Raw genomic sequence first — 15212 nt, 5'->3', positions numbered from 1 at the left:
CCAGCGCTGAATACATCGCCGGGCATGCTTCATCTGAATTCATCGGCTGCCCGCCGCGAACCGGGCCTATGGGGGCGGCATGGCGGACGGTGACCGGATGGCGAGAAGCCGCGATCTGCTGACCCTGGAACGGGAGAACCGCAGCACGTCGCCGGGGAGCCCCGACGCGAAGGACCGCCGCGAGAACGACGAGCGGGCGCGCGCGGACTCTGACAAAGAACCGGCGAAGGGTTCCGCGAAGGAGGCCGACGACAAGACAGGCAAGAAGGCGGACGGCGACGGCAAGGGCCGCAAGCGCTGGCCGCTGATCATCGGCGCCGCCGTCCTCCTCCTCGCGGCCATCGGCGGCGGCTGGTACTGGTGGAGCCATCGGGACCTCGAATCCACCGATGACGCCTATACCGAGGGCCGCGCGGTCACCATCGCGCCGCGCGTCGGCGGCTACGTCACGGAACTCGCGGTGGATGACAACCAGCCCGTGAAGGCGGGCGACCTGCTGCTGCGGATCGACGCGCGCGACTACACCGTGCAGCGCGACCAGGCGCGCGCCCAACTCGCGCTCGCCCGCACGCAGCTCCGCGCGGCCGAGATCGACCTGGAGGTCGCCCGTGTGCGCGCGCCGGCGCAACTCGCCCAGGCCGAGGCCCAGCGCGCCTCCGCCCAGGCCAGCCAGGAGCAGGCGCGCGCGGACGAGCGCCGCCAGCGCTCGGTCGATCCCCGCGCCACCACCCAGTCGAACATCGACACCGCGACTGCAGCGCTTCGCGTGCGCACCGCCGCCGTCGCCCAGGCGGAGGCGGAGGTGCAGGTCGCCTCCGTCACGCAGCAGACGATCGACCTTGCCCAGGCAACGGTCGAGCAGCGCCGCGCCACCGTCACCCAGGCCGAGGCGCAGCTCGCGGCGGCCGAACTCAACCTTTCCTACACCGAGATCCGCGCGCCGCAGGACGGCCGCGTCACCCGCCGCAACGTGGAGCGCGGCGCGCTGCTCCAGCCCGGCACCACCGTGATGAACCTCGTCACCCCCGAGGTCTGGATCGCCGCCAACTTCAAGGAGAACCAGCTCGCGCGCATGCGGCCGAACCAGCCCGTGGACATCCGCATCGATGCCTTCCCGGACATGAAGATCCACGGCCATATCGACAGCGTGCAGATGGGCAGCGGCGCCCGCTTCAGCGCCTTCCCCGCCGAGAACGCGACGGGCAACTTCGTGAAGATCGTCCGCCGCGTGCCCGTGAAGATCGTCATCGACAACGGCGTGCCCGCCGACCGGCCGCTCCCCCTCGGCCTTTCCGTGGTGCCGACGGTCAACGTCGAATGAGCGGCGCGGAGGCTGGCTGGAAGCCCCGCGCCAATCCCTGGGTCATAACCCTCGTCGTGACGCTGGCGGCCTTCATGGAGGTGCTGGACACCACCATCGTCAACGTCTCGCTCCCCCATATCGCCGGCAGCCTCTCGGTCTCTAACGACGAGAGCACCTGGGCGCTGACCACCTATCTCGTCGCCAACGGCATCGTGCTGACCATCTCCGGCTCGCTCAGCCGCATGATCGGGCGGCGCCGCTACTTCCTCATCTGCATCTCGGTCTTCACCCTCGCCTCGCTGGGCTGCGGCATGGCAATTGAGTTCTGGCACCTGCTGCTCTTCCGTGCGCTGCAGGGCTTCTTCGGCGGCGGGCTGCAGCCGACGCAGCAGGCCATCATCCTCGACACCTTCCCGCCGGAGAAGCGCGGCACCGCCTTCTCCGTCACCGCCGTCGCGACCGTCGTGGCCCCGATCCTTGGCCCCGTTGCGGGCGGCTATCTCACCGACACCTACTCGTGGCACTGGATCTTCCTCATCAACGTGCCCATCGGCGCGGCCACCGTCTTCGGCGTGCTGCAGGTGGTCGAGGACCCGCCCTGGGTCGAGGAGGAATCGAAGCGCCCGATCCGCTTCGACTACATCGGGCTCGGCTTCATCGTGCTCGCGCTCGCCGGGATGGAGCTGGCGCTGGACCGCGGCGAGAATTACGACTGGCTCTCCTCCGCCTTCATCCGCAACGCGGCCCTCATCTCGGCCTTCGGCTATATCGGCGGCATCGCCTGGCTGCTCTACGCGAAGAACCCCATCGTCAACCTGCGCGTCTTCGCCGATCGTAACTTCGCGCTCGGCTGCCTCGCGATCGGGCTGATGGGCTTCGTGCTCTACGGATCGGCCGTGCTCATCCCGCAGCTCGCCCAGCAGCAGCTCGGCTACGACGCCTTCTGGTCCGGCCTCATCCTCGCGCCCGGCGCGGGCGTGCTGCTCCTGCTGATCCCGCTCACCGGGCGCCTGCTGGGCATCGTCCCCGCGAAATACATCGTGGCACTTGGCGGCCTGCTCCTCAGCGGCGCGCTGCTCTACTCCCGCGGCATCACGCCGTACATCGACTACACGGAGCTCGCCCTCATGCGCGCGGCGCAGACGGTCGGCCTCGCCTTCCTCTTCGTGCCCATCAGCACGATCTCCTACGCCACCCTGCCGCGGGAGCTGAACGGTGACGCGACAGCCCTCTTCACCATGATCCGCAACGTCGCGGGCTCGATCGGCATCTCCGTCTCCACCGCCGTCGTCGCCAACCACCAGCAGATCCGCACGAGCCAGCTCTCGGAACACATGACGCCCCTCTACGAACCCTTCAACACGACGCTCCAGCAGATCCGGCAGGCGCTGATCGACTACGGCTACTCCGCCTCCCAGGCGGCCGAGCTGGCCACGGGGCAGATGCAGCGGATGCTGCGCGATCAGGTCGCGGTCCTCGCCTATTCCGACGCCTTCCTCATCGTCGCCGGCATCGCGCTGCTCATCGTGCCGCTCGGCCTGATGTTCTCGGGCGTGAAGGTCCAGGGCGGGGGCGGCGGACACTGACCATGCGCGCCCTCCTCCCGCTCCTTCTCGCCGGCGCGCTCGGCGCCTGCACCCTCGGCCCGAACTTCGAGACGCCAGAATCCACCCGGCTCGACGCTTACAATCAAGCACTCCGCGCGCGCGACGTGACCATGGAGTCGCGCCCCGACCCCCGCTGGTGGTCCGAGTTCCACGACCCCGTGCTCGAGAGCCTCGTCGAGCGCACCGTCACCGGCAATCTCACCCTCCAGCAGGCGGTGCAGCGCGTGGTCCAGGCTCGCCAGGGCGAGGCGGCCGCGCGCGCCGCGGGCCTACCCACCATCGGCGGCAGCGGCAGCTACACGCGCCAGCAGCTCGGCCTGCGCGGCATCCTCCAGTCCCGCGGCGCCTTCGACGCCGCCCGCGGCCTGCGCGGTAACACGACGCTCGACGACGCGAGCCCCGGCCTCTCCAACCGCGCGGCCGATGCCCTCTCCAACGGCCTCAACGCCGCGACACGGCCGGTCAATCTCTTCCAGGCCGGCTTCGACGCGGCCTGGGAGCTGGACCTCTTCGGCCGCATCCGCCGGAGCGAGGAACAGGCGAACGCCCAGACCGAGGCGGCGATCGAGAGCAGCAACGACGCCCTCGTTACCCTCATCGGCGATGTCGTGCAGACCTATGCGGGGCTGCGCGGCGCCCAGGCCCTCGCCCGCGCGCAGGAGGCGAACATCACCGCCGCCCGGAGCCTGCTCAGCCTCACCCAGCGTCGCCAGCGCGACGGCCTCTCGCCCCAGATCGACGTCGAGAACCAGCGTGCCCAGCTCACCAGCTACGAGGCCCAGCTCCAGCCCTTCACCGCCCAGGCGCAGCAGGCGATGAACCGCCTCGCCGTGCTCATGGGCCGCCCGCCCGGCCTGCTGGACGACGAGCTCGGCCCGGCCCGCCCGATCCCGCCCGCCCCGCCCCGCCTGCCCGTCGGCGTCCCCTCGGAACTGGCGCGCCGCCGTCCCGACATCCGCCGCGCCGAGGCCACGCTGCACGCGGCCACCGCCGGCGTCGGCGTCGCCATCGCGCAGTTCTATCCCTCCGTCTCGCTCACCGGGAATCTCGGCCTGCGCGGCGTGGAGATCAGCGCGCTGAGCAGCTGGGCGAACCACTTCTACTCGGCCGGCCCCACCATCTCCGTCCCGATCTTCCAGGGCGGGCGCCTGACCGCGAACCTCACCCTCGCCCGCTCCCAGCAGGTCGAGGCGGCGCTCGCCTACCGCGCCGCCGTGCTGAACGCCCTCGGCGAGGTCGAGGACTCCCTCGTCGCCTACCGCACCGACCAGGCCCAGCGCGACAAGCTGCGGCAGACTGTCGCCTCCACCCGCACCGTCCTCGCCCTCGCGCGGGACCGCTACGACAACGGCCTCGGCAGCTTCATCGAGGTGCTGGACGCCCAGCGCTCCCTCGTTGCGGCGCAGCAGCAGGAAATCCGGGCGACCTTGTCGGTCACCAACGACGTCGTCTCGCTCTACAAGGCGCTCGGCGGCGGCTGGTCGCAGGGGGACTGGGCGGCCATGGCGGAGGCCGCGGCACCATCCCGCACGCCGCTGCCGTTCGTGCGGCCCTGATGGTCGCGTGGCCCTGATCCTGACCTGCCGGCGCTGGCGACCCCGGGGGAAAGGGGGAAGAAATTCTTCCTCTCCCCGGACCCCTCACCATCATCTTCTTCTGCGAATTGGCAATACGAGGTGGCCGCTGCACCTCGCATCATCGCCTCGAAGCAGCGCACTTTCAGATGGGGCAACGAGGTCAACCCGCAGCCGTGGGAAGGTGACGGGCCATGAAAAAGCCCGCAGGGCCCCGGCTCTCGCCAGGGCCTAGCGGGCCATCATCCCTCACCCGGCCGGCGTCCCCTGGGGACGCCGCCGCGATTTCACCGGCGACGCGCACCCCGCGCCCGGACCGGCACGGGCCGCGGCGCCGGCCCGCTCACGGCAGCCACCGCTGCAGCGGCCGCCGCGGCAATGGCCACCGCCGCGATGACCGCCGCGGTCACCGTGCCGCCGCCGTGCCGCGGTCGCCCACGAACTTGTTGGCGATCCAGGACACCAGCCAAATGATGATCGCGCCGAAGAAGGCGGCCGAGAAGTTCGTGATCCGCATCCCCGGCATCACCAGCGCCGTGATGCCGAGCATCAAGGCGTTCACCACCAGTGTGAATAGTCCGAGCGTCAGTACCGTCAGCGGCAGCGAGAGCGTGGCCACGATCGGCCGGATCACCGCGTTCACGACGCCAAAGATCACCGCCGCGATGATCAGGGTCGTCAGGCTGGAGAACCACAGCCCTGTGACGACATTCGCGGCAATGTAAAAGGCAACGGCCGTGATGACCGTTCTGATCAGGAATCCCACCGTGTCCAACTCCTCGCCCAGGGCAGCGCCGGAACTTTCCGGCCCGATGCTGGGGCAACGCGCCCTCCGCCGCCCGGTTGCCGGGGCAGCGGCGTGAGCCGCGCGACCGCCTCGGGCATCGGCGCGCTCGCCCTCTGGGCCTTCCTCGCCCTTCTCGCGCGCGGAGCGGCCGGGCTGCCGCCGCTGCAGGTCACGGCCATGGCCTTCGCTGCCGCCGGGCTCCTCGCCACCGCCTGGCTCGCGGCCCGCGGTCAACTCGCCGCCCTGCGCCAGCCGCCCGTCGCCTGGGCGCACGGGGTGGGCGGCCTCTTCGGCTATCACGCCCTCTATTTCGCCGCCCTCGCCTGGGCGCCGCCGGTGGAGGCGAGCCTCATCAACTATCTCTGGCCGCTGCTGATCGTCCTTCTCTCAGCCCCGATCCTTGGGCTCCATCTCGGCCCCCGCCGCCTCGCGGGCGTCGCGCTCGGCTTCGTGGGCTGCGCCCTCGTCGTCGGCCCGGGCGCCGCCTTCCCGCCGGGGGCCATTCCCGGCTTTCTCTGCGCGGCGGCGGCAGCCCTCGTCTGGGCGCTTTACTCCGTCACCGCGCGCCGCCTCTCAGGCGTGCCGACAGAGGCGGTCGCCGGCTTCTGCCTCGGCTCGGCAGCGCTCGCCGCCCTCGCCCACCTCCTCTTCGAAACCACGGTCATCCCCAGCCCGCGCGAATGGACCGCCGCCCTCCTCCTCGGCCTCGGCCCGGTCGGTGCCGCCTTCTTTCTCTGGGATATCGGCATGAAGCGGGGCGATCCGCGCCTCCTCGGCACCCTGGCCTATGCGGTGCCGGTCGCCTCCACCCTCCTTCTTCTCCTCGCGGGGGAGGGGCAGGCCGGACCGCGCGTCCTTGTCGCGGCGGCACTCGTCGTCGGCGGCGGCTGGCTGGCGGCCTCCGCGCGGAGAGAGGCGGCAGCCTGAACTGGCGCTACTTCCGCAACACGGCCCGCACGACCTCGGCGGGCCCCTGGTGCTTCGGCCCCTCGTCCAGCATCACGGTGCCCTCGAGGCATTCGAGCACCTCCAGCCCCGCGAAGTGCTCCCGCACCAGCGTGGCCGACCAGAGCAGCGAGGGATCGCGCGGCCCGCCGGAGCGCCGCCCCTCCTGCGCGGGGGTGAAGCCCTCCAGCACCAGCAGCCCGCCCGGCGCCAGCGCGGCCACAGCTCCGGCCGCCACGACCGCCCGGTCCTCCGGGGGCAGGTGCATGAAGATCCAGGCGACGAGATCGAAGGCGCCGACAGGCCATTCCCAGCCCACGAGGTCCGCCACCACTGTCCGCAGCCCCACCCCGCGCGCCTCGGCCAGCGCGTCGGCTTTGGCCAGCCCCGCGGCCGACCAGTCTACCGAGGTCACCTCCAGCCCCTGCCCGGCCAGCCAGACTCCGTTCCGCCCCTCACCGTCGCCCAGCGCCAGCGCCCGCATCCCCGCCCGCAGCCGCCAGTCCTGCGCGGCCAGATGCCGGTTCGGCGACTCCCCAAAGGCGAAGACGCCGCCGGCGTAGCGCGCGTCCCAGGCCGCCGCGTCGCTCATGCCCGGCGCGGCTCTGCCCCTGCCGGATACGGCCTCGCCCCGAAGATGGCGCTGCCCACCCTCACCTGCGTGGCGCCGCAGGCGACCGCCGCCTCGAAGTCCCCGCTCATCCCCATCGACAGCACGGCCAGCCCCTCATCGGCTGCGAAGGCGGCCAGCCAGCGGAAATGTGGCACCGGGTCCTCGCCCTCCGGCGGGATGCACATGGCGCCCGAGACGACGAGCCCATGCGCCCCGCGGCAGGCGCGCAGGAAGGCCGAGGCCTCCTGCCGCGCCACGCCCGACTTCTGCGGCTCCGCCCCGGTATTCACCTGCACCAGCAGCTCCGGCGCCCGGCCCTCCCGCCGGATGGCCTCCGCGATCGCCTCCGCGAGCCGCGGACGATCGAGACTCTCGATCACGTCCGCCACCCGCACGGCGTCCCGCGCCTTGTTCGTCTGCAAGCCGCCGATCAGGTGCAGCCGCATGTCAGGATGCGCGGCGCGCAGGCCCGGAAACTTCCCCGCCGCCTCCTGCACCCGGTTCTCCCCGAAGCTCAGCTGCCCCGCCGCCAGTGCCGCCTCCACCGCCGCCGCCGGATGGGTCTTGGAGACGGCCACCAGCGTCACCGCGGAAGCATCGCGCCCCGCCCCCTCGCAGGCGGCCGCGATCCGCGCCTTGATGCGGGCAAGGTTCGCGGCAATGGCTTCGGCATCGGGGGCAGGCAGGGGTTCGGTCATGCGGCGCAGGAAGCTAGGGCAGAACGGCCGCGCCTGGAACCAAGGCATCCCCCCGCTCTGGCTGCTGAGCGACCCCCGCCGCCTGCCGGACCCCCGCGCGGCCGCCCGACGCCTGCCGCAGGGCAGCGCGGTGCTGGCACGGGACCCTGCCCCGGCCCTGCTGCGCCCGCTGGCCGCCCTCGCCCGCGCGCGCCGCCTTCACCTTCTTCTCTCTGGGCAGGGCCGTGACGCCCTCGCCCTCCGCGCCGGGCTGCACCTGCCGGACCGCCGCCCGTCGGCGGGGATCCTTCCCCTGCTCCTCGCCCGCCGCGGCGCGCGCCCGCCGCTCCTATCGGTTGCCGCCCATGGCCGGGCGGGAATCGCCCGCGCCCGCCGCCTGCGGGCCGACCTCGTCATCCTTTCCCCTGTCTTCCCGACCGCGAGCCACCCCGGCGCCCCCGCCCTCGGCCTGTTGCGCTGGGCGGCACTCGCCCGCCGCGCAGGGCGACCCGTCATCGCCCTCGGCGGCCTCACCCCCCGCAACAGCCGCCGGCTGCCGGGCCTCGGCCGCCTCTCCGGGCGTGCGGGCGCGGCGGGCTGGGCAGCCATCGGGGGCCTCGCCTGAACCGATGTGGCCGACTGGCCACAGTGTTTCACGGATGTCGCGTTTCACCCGATTGCGCCATGGACGCCCTGCAATCCACTGAACCATAGTTCGGCCGGGCTCGGCCAAAGGGGGGCGCATCCGATGGGTGCATTTCTCGCGGCAAACCCGCCGAGGGGGGCGGGCGGGTCGCGTGAAGCGCCGGGGCTGCTCCCCGGTACGTCAGGAGGATATGGGATGCGTAAGCTTCTTCTCGGCAGCACGGCCGTCGCCGCCGCTGCCCTCTTCGCGCCGAGTGGCGCGATGGCCCAGGGTGTCAGCTTCTCGGACAGCTCGATGGGCGCCGCCGGCACCTCGATGCGCGGCCTTGAGGTTCGCCTCGGCGGCTACTACCGCGCCATGTACAACTACACGAACCAGACCGGTGACAACAACGCGACGACCCGCCTCGGGAAGTCCGACTTCACCAACGAGATCGAGATCCACATCCTCGCCTCCGGCAAGGCCGCCAACGGCCTCCAGTACGGCGTGGCCCTCGAGATCGAGAACGACGCCTATCGTCAGCCGCAGGCCGGCAACCCCGCCACGAACTCCGTGAGCAACTCCGGCAAGAACACGCTCGCCTTCGACGAGGCCTGGGCCTACCTCGCCGGCCCCTGGGGCCAGATCCGCTACGGTGACGAGGACGGCGCGATCCAGCAGCTGCAGTCCGGCCACATCACCGGCTTCGGCGTCGGCGGCCTCGACTCGGGCGACCAGTACCAGCAGGCCATCGGCGGCAACCAGCGCGCCCAGTTCAACACCGTGAACGACCCGGGCGACAACACGAAGCTCATCTATCTGTCCCCGCAGTTCCTCGGCTTCGACGCGGGCGCGAGCTTCTCGTTCAACACGAACGACGGCGCCAACTCCGGCTGCGACACCATCGCCAACGCCGCCTTCTGCGATCGCACCTCTGCCATCGCGGGCGTCAACACCCGCCGCCGCAACGAGCTGCAGGCCGCCCTTCGCTGGCGCGGGTCCTTCGGCCCCGTCGGCCTGACGGCCACCGTCGGCTACTTCGGCGCGAACGCCATCCGGAACACCACCGGCATCTCGCCCCAGAGCATCAACCTCATCTGGGCCGGCGCCGCGGCCACGGCCTACGGCTTCACCGTTGGCGGCTGGTACACGGGCGGTCAGGGCAACGGCGGCTTCAACACCTACGTTCCGGACCGTGGCGGCATCGGCAACCGTCGTGACGACCGCAGCCTGAACTCCTTCCTCATTGGCGCCACCTACACGATCGACGCCATCACGGTCGGCGGCCACTTCGCCCGTTCGGTCTCGGCCGGAGCGCAGGATATCGCGACCGGCGCCCGCCGCGAGACGGGCTTCGCCGTCGGCGGCAACTATCGCGTCGCGCCGGGCCTCGACTTCTTCGCCGAGTACATCCAGACGCAGCGCAAGGAAGCCGGCTTCAACTTCCTCACCGGCACCGGCAGCACCTCCGCCGCCTCCGGCGGCGCGAACACGACGGTCCAGACCGTCGGCTCGACGGTCGGCACGGTTCTCGCCGGCTTCCGGGTCGCGTTCTGATCCCTCGCTCCGCCTAGGCGGAACGAATGAGGCGGCGGGGAAACCCGCCGCCTTTTCTTTTGCGCGAATGGTAACCGCGCTGCATCACGCAACGTTTTAGCCCTTGCGCCGCGCCCCGCCGCTGCCTTACCTGCGCGCCCATGCGCCACCTTCGTCTCGCCGTCCTCGCCTTTCCCGTCCTCGTCGCCGCCTGCGGGCAGACCCGACAGGTGGGGAACGACGAGTACTACGACGACAGCCGCCGCGCCCGGGTCCAGGGCCGCATCTCCGGCAACCAGGACGGCCTGCTGATCCTCGGCACCGATCGCAGCCGCAATCGCGAGGGCGGCGCGGGCGGCGACCAGGCTGGCCTCGGCGTGAACGCCTATCTCTGGCGCGCCAGCCTCGACACCCTCTCCTTCATGCCGCTCGCCTCGGCCGATCCCTTCGGCGGCGTCATCATCACCGACTGGTACACGCCCCCCGCGGCCCAAGGGGAGCGCTTCCGCGCCACCGCCTATATCCTCGGCCGCCAGCTCCGCTCGGACGGCGTGCGCGTCTCTGTCTTCCGCCAGGAACTCCGCAATGGCGTCTGGGTGGACGCCCCCGTCGCCACCGCCACGGGCACCGAGCTGGAAGACAAGGTCCTCGCCCGCGCCCGGGAGCTGCGGAGCCAGTCCGCGGCCCTCTGACGCGGCGGCGGGGTTGCCCCGCTCGATCCGCCGTCAGTAGTTGACCGCCGGCAGGGCGCGGAACTCTTCCGATGCCATGTTCAGTGTCGCGCGACGCTCGCCGGGCGCGGCGCGGAGCCGCTCCAGCGGCACGGAAACATACTTCTGGGTGATCCCCAACCGGTTCTCCACCTCGATCACCACCATCGTCACGCGGCCGCTCGCCGGATCGATGAGCAGATCCTCCACCTCGCCGACCTCGACATTGTCGCTGGTGTAAACATCGCGGTCGATCAGCCGGTCCGCCCGCAGCTGTCCGGCCGGCACGGCCGCGGGCGCCTGGCCCTGGGCAAGGGCGGGCGCGGCCGCGAAAGCCGCGGCGAGGGCGGCGGCAAGGATTAACTTCATGTCATGATTCTCCCGGAGGCGGGGCCTAGAACCCGGTCGGTCGGCTGGGGTTGCACGCGCGTGTCACGGCGCCCCCTTTCCACCCCGTGCAGGGCGGAATATGGGGACGCACCAACGACGAAGGCCCATATTGGCCCCGACATGACCGACGGACCGCCCGACTCTCCCGCACGTTCCCTGGAACGCTCCTCGGAGCGATACGACTTCGCCGCCGCCGAGCCTCGCTGGCAGCGGGCCTGGGGAGACCGCGCCTGCTTCGCCGCCCCGGACGTGCCGGACGGCACGAAGCCGAAGTACTACGTGCTGGAGATGTTCCCCTACCCCTCCGGCAAGATCCACATGGGGCATGTGCGGAACTACACGCTCGGCGACGTCGTGGCCCGCTACAAGCGCGCCCGCGGCCATGAGGTGATGCACCCGATGGGTTGGGACGCCTTTGGCCTCCCCGCCGAGAACGCGGCGCGCGAGCGCGGCACCCACCCCGCCGCCTGGACCTACGCCAATATCGCGGCCATGCGCGCCGAGCTGCAGAGCATGGGCCTCTCGCTCGACTGGGCCCGCGAGTTCGCCACCTGCGACCCCGAGTACTACGGCAAGCAGCAGGCCCTCTTCCTCGACTTCCTCGCGGCCGGCCTGGTGGAGCGCCGCAAGTCCTGGGTGAACTGGGACCCCGTTGATGGCACCGTGCTCGCGAACGAGCAGGTGATCGACGGCAAGGGCTGGCGCTCCGGCGCCCCCGTGGAGAAGCGCGAGCTCTCCCAGTGGTTCCTCGCCATCACGAAGTTCGCCCCCGACCTGCTCTCCGCCCTCGACACCCTCGACCGCTGGCCCGAGCGCGTGCGCACCATGCAGGCGAACTGGATCGGCCGCAGCGAGGGCGCGCGCGTCCGCTTCCCGCTCGCCGAGCCCGTCGAGGGCACGACCGAGGTGGAGGTCTTCACCACCCGCCCCGACACCCTCTACGGCATGTCCTTCCTGGCGGTTGCCGCCGAGCACCCGCTCGCCGCCGCCGCCGGGGCGCGCGATCCGGCCGCCGCTGCCTTCATCGCGGAGTGCCGCAGCCAGGGCACCAGCGAGGCCGCCATCGAGCAGGCCGAGAAGAAGGGCTTCGACACCGGCTTCCGCGTCGCCCACCCCTTCATCGAGGGCGCGACCTTCCCGGTCTGGATCGCCAACTTCGTCCTCATGGAATACGGCACCGGCGCCCTCTTCGGCTGCCCGGCGCATGACCAGCGCGACCTCGACTTCGCTCGCAAATACGGCCTGCCCGTGCCGCCCGTCGTCCTTCCCCCGGGCGAGGACCCCGCCGCCTTCGCCATCGGCAAGACCGCCTGGACCGGCGACGGCACGCTCTACAACTCCGCCTTCCTGGACGGCCTCGGCAGCGACGCCGGCAAGCGCGCCGCGATTGACGCGCTGGAGGCCAAGGGCCTCGGCAAGGGCGTGGTGAACTGGCGCCTGCGCGACTGGGGCGTCTCCCGCCAGCGCTACTGGGGCTGCCCCATCCCGGTCATCCACTGCGATTCCTGCGGCACCGTCCCCGTGCCCAAGAACCAGCTGCCGGTGCGCCTGCCGGAGGACGTGGACTTCTCGGTCCCCGGCAACCCGCTCGACCACCACCCGAGCTGGAAGCACGTCGCCTGCCCGTCCTGCGGCGCGCCCGCCCGCCGTGAGACGGACACCTGCGACACCTTCGTCGACAGCTCCTGGTACTTCGCCCGCTTCTGCTCCCCCCATGCCGAGGCGCCGATCACCGCGGAGGCCACCGACGCCTGGCTGCCGGTGGACCAGTATATCGGCGGCATCGAGCACGCGATCCTGCACCTCCTCTACGCCCGCTTCTTCACCCGCGCCCTCTCCACCATGGGCCAGCTGAGGACGCCCGAGCCCTTCGCCGGCCTGTTCACCCAGGGCATGGTGCAGCACGCCTCCTACAAGGCGCCCGACAACCGCTGGCTCGCCCCGGACGAGGTGGAGGTCGCGGCCGACGGCAGCGCGGTGGAGCGCGGCACGGGCATCCCGCTGATCGTCTCGCGCAACGACAAGATGTCGAAGTCCAAGCGCAACACGGTGGACCCCGGCGCCATCATCTCCCGCTACGGCGCCGACACCGCCCGCTGGTTCATCCTCGCCGACAACCCGCCCGACCGCGACATGGAGTGGTCCGAGGCCGGCGTCGCCGGCGCCCACCGCTTCGTCCAGCGCCTCTGGCGCCTCGCCGCCAACCTGGAGCAGCGAGGGGGCGACGGCGAGCCGCGCCCGCTCATGCAGGCCACCCACCGCACCATCGCCGCCGTCACCGCGGCGCTGGAGGGTTTCACCTTCAACGTCGCCGTCGCCCGCCTGCACGAATTCGCCAACGCCATCGAGTCGAGCCCTGCCGGAATCGAGGCGCGGCGCGAGGCGGTTTCGGTCATGGCCCGGCTCGTCGCCCCCATGATGCCGCACCTGGCGGAGGAGCTCTGGTCCATCCTCAACCCCGGCTCCACGGAGCTGGTGGCGCTGATGCCCTGGCCCGAGGCCGACCCCTCGCTGCTGGCGGCCGAGACGATGACGATCGCCGTGCAGGTCCTCGGCAAGCTGCGCGCCACCCTTTCCCTGCCGGTCGGAACGCCGGAAGATGCGGTGCTCGCGGCAGCCGAGGCCGAGGAGAACGTGCAGCGTGCCATCGCGGGCAAGCCCATCCGGAAGCGCATCCATGTCCCAGGCCGAATCGTCAACTTCGTCGTCTGAGGCGCGGCGCGGCGGGATCGCCCGGCGCAGGTTGCTGGCCGCCCTCGGCACCTCCACCCTTGCCGGCTGCGGCTTCCACCCGCTGAACGCCCCGCCCGAGCCCGGGGAGGTAGCCACCGCCGTCGGCCCCGAGCTCGCGGCCATCCGCATCGGCCCCACCTATGGCCGCAGCGGCCAGCTCCTCCACCAGGGGCTGGAGCGCCGCCTCGCCGCCCGCGATCGCAGCGCACCGGCCGCGCGCTACCTCCTCACCACCTCCGTCATCCCCTCCTACGAGGCGCAGGGCTACCGGCGGGACGGCTCTCCCTCACGCTTCCGCATCACCATGTCCGCGCCCTGGACACTCTCCACCCTATCCGTCCCGCCGCAGCAGATCGCCACCGGCACGGTGCGCGCCATGGACTCCTTCAACATCGTTGACCTCGAGTTCTTCTCCTCCACCGTCAGCAGCGAGGCCGCCGAGCGCCGCCTCGTGGACCGCCTCGCCGAGGACATGACCATCCGCCTCGCCCTCGCGCTCCGCGACCGCCCCGCCGCCTGAGCGGCGGCGCCCGGATGAAGCTCGACGCCCGTCGCCTCGCGGCCTTCCTGAAGGACCCCGGCGCCACCCGTGCAGCCCTCCTCTACGGCGAGGACGCCGGCCTCGCGCGCGAGCGCGCCGACGCCCTGCAGGAGGCCATCGCCCCCGGCAACGACCCCTTCCGCGTCGCCGACCTCCCGCGCGACGCCGCCGCCCGCCCCGGCGCCCTCGCCGGGGAGGCCGCCGCGCTCTCCCTCATCGGCGGCCGCCGCGTCATCCGCGTGCGCGACGCCACCGATGCCCTCGCCGCCCCCCTGCGGGAGGTGCTGGAAGCCCCCGGCGACACCCTCGTCATCCTGGAAGCCGGCGAACTTCCCGCGCGCTCCAAGCTCCGCCAGCTCGCCGAGGCCAACCCCCGCGCCGCCGCCATCGCCTGCTACCGCGAGCGTGGCGCCGAGCTCTCGGCCAGCATCGCCGCCATCCTGCGCGAGGCCGGCGTCACCGCCGAACCCTCCGCCATCGCCTGGCTCGCCGGCCGCCTCGGCGACGACCGCGGGACATTGCGCCGCGAGCTCGAGAAGCTCGCCCTCTACGCCGGCCCCGGCGGCCGCCTGGCGGAGGAGGACGTCCTCGCCTGCATCGGCGACGGCTCCGCCCTCGAACTCGACGAGGCCCTCGTCGCCGCGACGGCCGGCGACGTCGCCACCGCCGACCGCGCCCTCGAATCCGCGATGTCCGAGGGCGCCAACCCCGTCCAGGTGCTCCGCGCCCTTCTCCGCCACGTCCAGCGCCTGCACCTCGCCTCCGTCGCGGGCATCCAGGCCCTCCAGCCGCCCGTCTTTTTCCGCAGCCGGCCCGGCTTCGAGAAGGCGCTGCGACACTGGCGGCCGGAAACCCTCGAAACCGTCCTCGCCAACCTCTTGGAAGCGGAACGCCTCTCCAAATCCGGCGGCACCGGCCGCCCGGTGCCGGACGCGGCGGTGGCACGAACGGCCCTGCTCACCATCGCCCGGCAATCGGCCACCCTTGCCCGGCGGGGGTAGGCGGCGTGGGTGAAGCCGGGGAGAGGAAGAAGGAATTCTTCCTCTCCCCGGCCTCCTCACCATCATCTTTCTCTTCAGGTTTGCATCACCGACTGGCCGGTGCGCCTCGGGTCATGGACCCGAGGCGACTGCACGTCGGGGAAGGTTCCGCGACCGCGGAATGGGTATCC

14 protein-coding genes are annotated in these 15212 nt (G+C 71.8%); 10 read left to right on the top strand and 4 right to left on the bottom strand.

What is annotated here, in order from left to right; all coding sequences use genetic code 11:
* Window positions 1-97: 97 nt before the first annotated feature.
* The 3 genes from D9599_RS04660 to D9599_RS04650 are packed head-to-tail and all read left to right on the top strand — an operon-like array spanning window position 98 to window position 4466.
* Window positions 98-1321: an HlyD family secretion protein gene (locus D9599_RS04660; RefSeq protein WP_198380052.1), complete on the top strand. Its 1224-nt coding sequence runs from the start codon at window positions 98-100 to the stop codon at window positions 1319-1321.
* Window positions 1318-2889 carry a DHA2 family efflux MFS transporter permease subunit gene (locus D9599_RS04655; RefSeq protein WP_198380051.1) on the top strand — a complete coding sequence of 524 codons (1572 nt, stop codon included), beginning with the start codon at window positions 1318-1320 and terminating at the stop codon, window positions 2887-2889. Before D9599_RS04660 ends, D9599_RS04655 begins: the two co-directional genes overlap by 4 nt.
* 2 nt (window positions 2890-2891) lie before the next feature.
* Complete coding sequence (locus D9599_RS04650) at window positions 2892-4466, top strand: efflux transporter outer membrane subunit (RefSeq protein WP_198380050.1); 1575 nt, start codon at window positions 2892-2894, stop codon at window positions 4464-4466.
* Window positions 4467-4890: 424 nt separating this feature from the next.
* Here the strand turns inward: D9599_RS04650 and D9599_RS04645 are convergent, their stop codons facing one another.
* Window positions 4891-5250 (bottom strand): phage holin family protein, encoded by a 360-nt coding sequence (locus D9599_RS04645; protein WP_198380049.1) that lies wholly within the window; start codon window positions 5248-5250, stop codon window positions 4891-4893.
* Between the two features lie 93 nt (window positions 5251-5343).
* On the opposite strand from D9599_RS04645, the gene D9599_RS04640 reads away from it, so the two are divergent.
* Window positions 5344-6198 (top strand): DMT family transporter, encoded by an 855-nt coding sequence (locus tag D9599_RS04640; RefSeq protein WP_198380048.1) that lies wholly within the window; start codon window positions 5344-5346, stop codon window positions 6196-6198.
* Window positions 6199-6205: 7 nt separating this feature from the next.
* Here D9599_RS04640 and D9599_RS04635 read toward each other — a convergent pair whose 3' ends face one another.
* The gene (locus D9599_RS04635; protein WP_198380047.1) at window positions 6206-6808 is read right to left on the bottom strand and encodes a cyclopropane-fatty-acyl-phospholipid synthase family protein; all 603 of its coding nucleotides are present in this window, start codon (window positions 6806-6808) and stop codon (window positions 6206-6208) included.
* Window positions 6805-7527: a YggS family pyridoxal phosphate-dependent enzyme gene (locus tag D9599_RS04630; RefSeq protein WP_198380046.1), complete on the bottom strand. Its 723-nt coding sequence runs from the start codon at window positions 7525-7527 to the stop codon at window positions 6805-6807. Before D9599_RS04630 ends, D9599_RS04635 begins: the two co-directional genes overlap by 4 nt.
* On the opposite strand from D9599_RS04630, the gene D9599_RS04625 reads away from it, so the two are divergent.
* The 3 genes from D9599_RS04625 to D9599_RS04615 all read left to right on the top strand — a co-directional run bounded on the left by D9599_RS04625 (window position 7526) and on the right by D9599_RS04615 (window position 10359).
* Window positions 7526-8131: a thiamine phosphate synthase gene (locus D9599_RS04625; protein WP_198380045.1), complete on the top strand. Its 606-nt coding sequence runs from the start codon at window positions 7526-7528 to the stop codon at window positions 8129-8131. The two genes, D9599_RS04630 and D9599_RS04625, sit on opposite strands and share 2 nt — an antisense overlap.
* 216 nt (window positions 8132-8347) lie before the next feature.
* Entirely contained in the window at window positions 8348-9688 is a 1341-nt protein-coding gene (locus D9599_RS04620; RefSeq protein WP_198380044.1) for a porin, read from the top strand.
* Between the two features lie 140 nt (window positions 9689-9828).
* The gene (locus D9599_RS04615; RefSeq protein WP_198380043.1) at window positions 9829-10359 is read left to right on the top strand and encodes a DUF3576 domain-containing protein; all 531 of its coding nucleotides are present in this window, start codon (window positions 9829-9831) and stop codon (window positions 10357-10359) included.
* 33 nt (window positions 10360-10392) lie between these two features.
* On the opposite strand, the gene D9599_RS04610 is transcribed toward D9599_RS04615, so the two are convergent.
* The gene (locus D9599_RS04610) at window positions 10393-10746 is read right to left on the bottom strand and encodes a PRC-barrel domain-containing protein (protein ID WP_198380042.1); all 354 of its coding nucleotides are present in this window, start codon (window positions 10744-10746) and stop codon (window positions 10393-10395) included.
* Between the two features lie 141 nt (window positions 10747-10887).
* On the opposite strand from D9599_RS04610, the gene leuS reads away from it, so the two are divergent.
* The 3 genes from leuS to holA are packed head-to-tail and all read left to right on the top strand — an operon-like array spanning window position 10888 to window position 15042.
* Window positions 10888-13479: a leucine--tRNA ligase gene (gene leuS, locus D9599_RS04605; protein ID WP_198380041.1), complete on the top strand. Its 2592-nt coding sequence runs from the start codon at window positions 10888-10890 to the stop codon at window positions 13477-13479.
* Window positions 13445-14020, top strand: a complete 576-nt coding sequence (gene lptE, locus D9599_RS04600) for an LPS assembly lipoprotein LptE (RefSeq protein WP_198380040.1) — start codon at window positions 13445-13447, stop codon at window positions 14018-14020. The genes leuS and lptE overlap by 35 nt, the downstream gene beginning before the upstream one ends.
* A 14-nt stretch (window positions 14021-14034) precedes the next feature.
* Complete coding sequence (holA, locus tag D9599_RS04595; protein WP_198380039.1) at window positions 14035-15042, top strand: DNA polymerase III subunit delta; 1008 nt, start codon at window positions 14035-14037, stop codon at window positions 15040-15042.
* Window positions 15043-15212: the final 170 nt, after the last annotated feature.

The sequence above is a fragment of the Roseomonas sp. KE2513 genome (assembly GCF_016107305.1).
Lineage (GTDB): Bacteria > Pseudomonadota > Alphaproteobacteria > Acetobacterales > Acetobacteraceae > Roseomonas.
Note: the sequence above shows the minus strand (reverse complement) of the source record. Positions and strands in the feature narration are given on the sequence as shown.

Coding starts and splice junctions, on each gene's coding strand:
- holA (WP_198380039.1), top strand. CDS start 14,035: ATGAAGCTCGACGCCCGTCGCCTCGCGGCCTTCCTGAAGGACCCCGGC.
- D9599_RS04610 (WP_198380042.1), bottom strand. CDS start 10,746: ATGAAGTTAATCCTTGCCGCCGCCCTCGCCGCGGCTTTCGCGGCCGCG.
- D9599_RS04655 (WP_198380051.1), top strand. CDS start 1,318: ATGAGCGGCGCGGAGGCTGGCTGGAAGCCCCGCGCCAATCCCTGGGTC.
- D9599_RS04650 (WP_198380050.1), top strand. CDS start 2,892: ATGCGCGCCCTCCTCCCGCTCCTTCTCGCCGGCGCGCTCGGCGCCTGC.
- D9599_RS04620 (WP_198380044.1), top strand. CDS start 8,348: ATGCGTAAGCTTCTTCTCGGCAGCACGGCCGTCGCCGCCGCTGCCCTC.
- D9599_RS04625 (WP_198380045.1), top strand. CDS start 7,526: ATGCGGCGCAGGAAGCTAGGGCAGAACGGCCGCGCCTGGAACCAAGGC.
- D9599_RS04615 (WP_198380043.1), top strand. CDS start 9,829: ATGCGCCACCTTCGTCTCGCCGTCCTCGCCTTTCCCGTCCTCGTCGCC.
- D9599_RS04630 (WP_198380046.1), bottom strand. CDS start 7,527: ATGACCGAACCCCTGCCTGCCCCCGATGCCGAAGCCATTGCCGCGAAC.
- leuS (WP_198380041.1), top strand. CDS start 10,888: ATGACCGACGGACCGCCCGACTCTCCCGCACGTTCCCTGGAACGCTCC.
- D9599_RS04660 (WP_198380052.1), top strand. CDS start 98: ATGGCGAGAAGCCGCGATCTGCTGACCCTGGAACGGGAGAACCGCAGC.
- lptE (WP_198380040.1), top strand. CDS start 13,445: ATGTCCCAGGCCGAATCGTCAACTTCGTCGTCTGAGGCGCGGCGCGGC.
- D9599_RS04635 (WP_198380047.1), bottom strand. CDS start 6,808: ATGAGCGACGCGGCGGCCTGGGACGCGCGCTACGCCGGCGGCGTCTTC.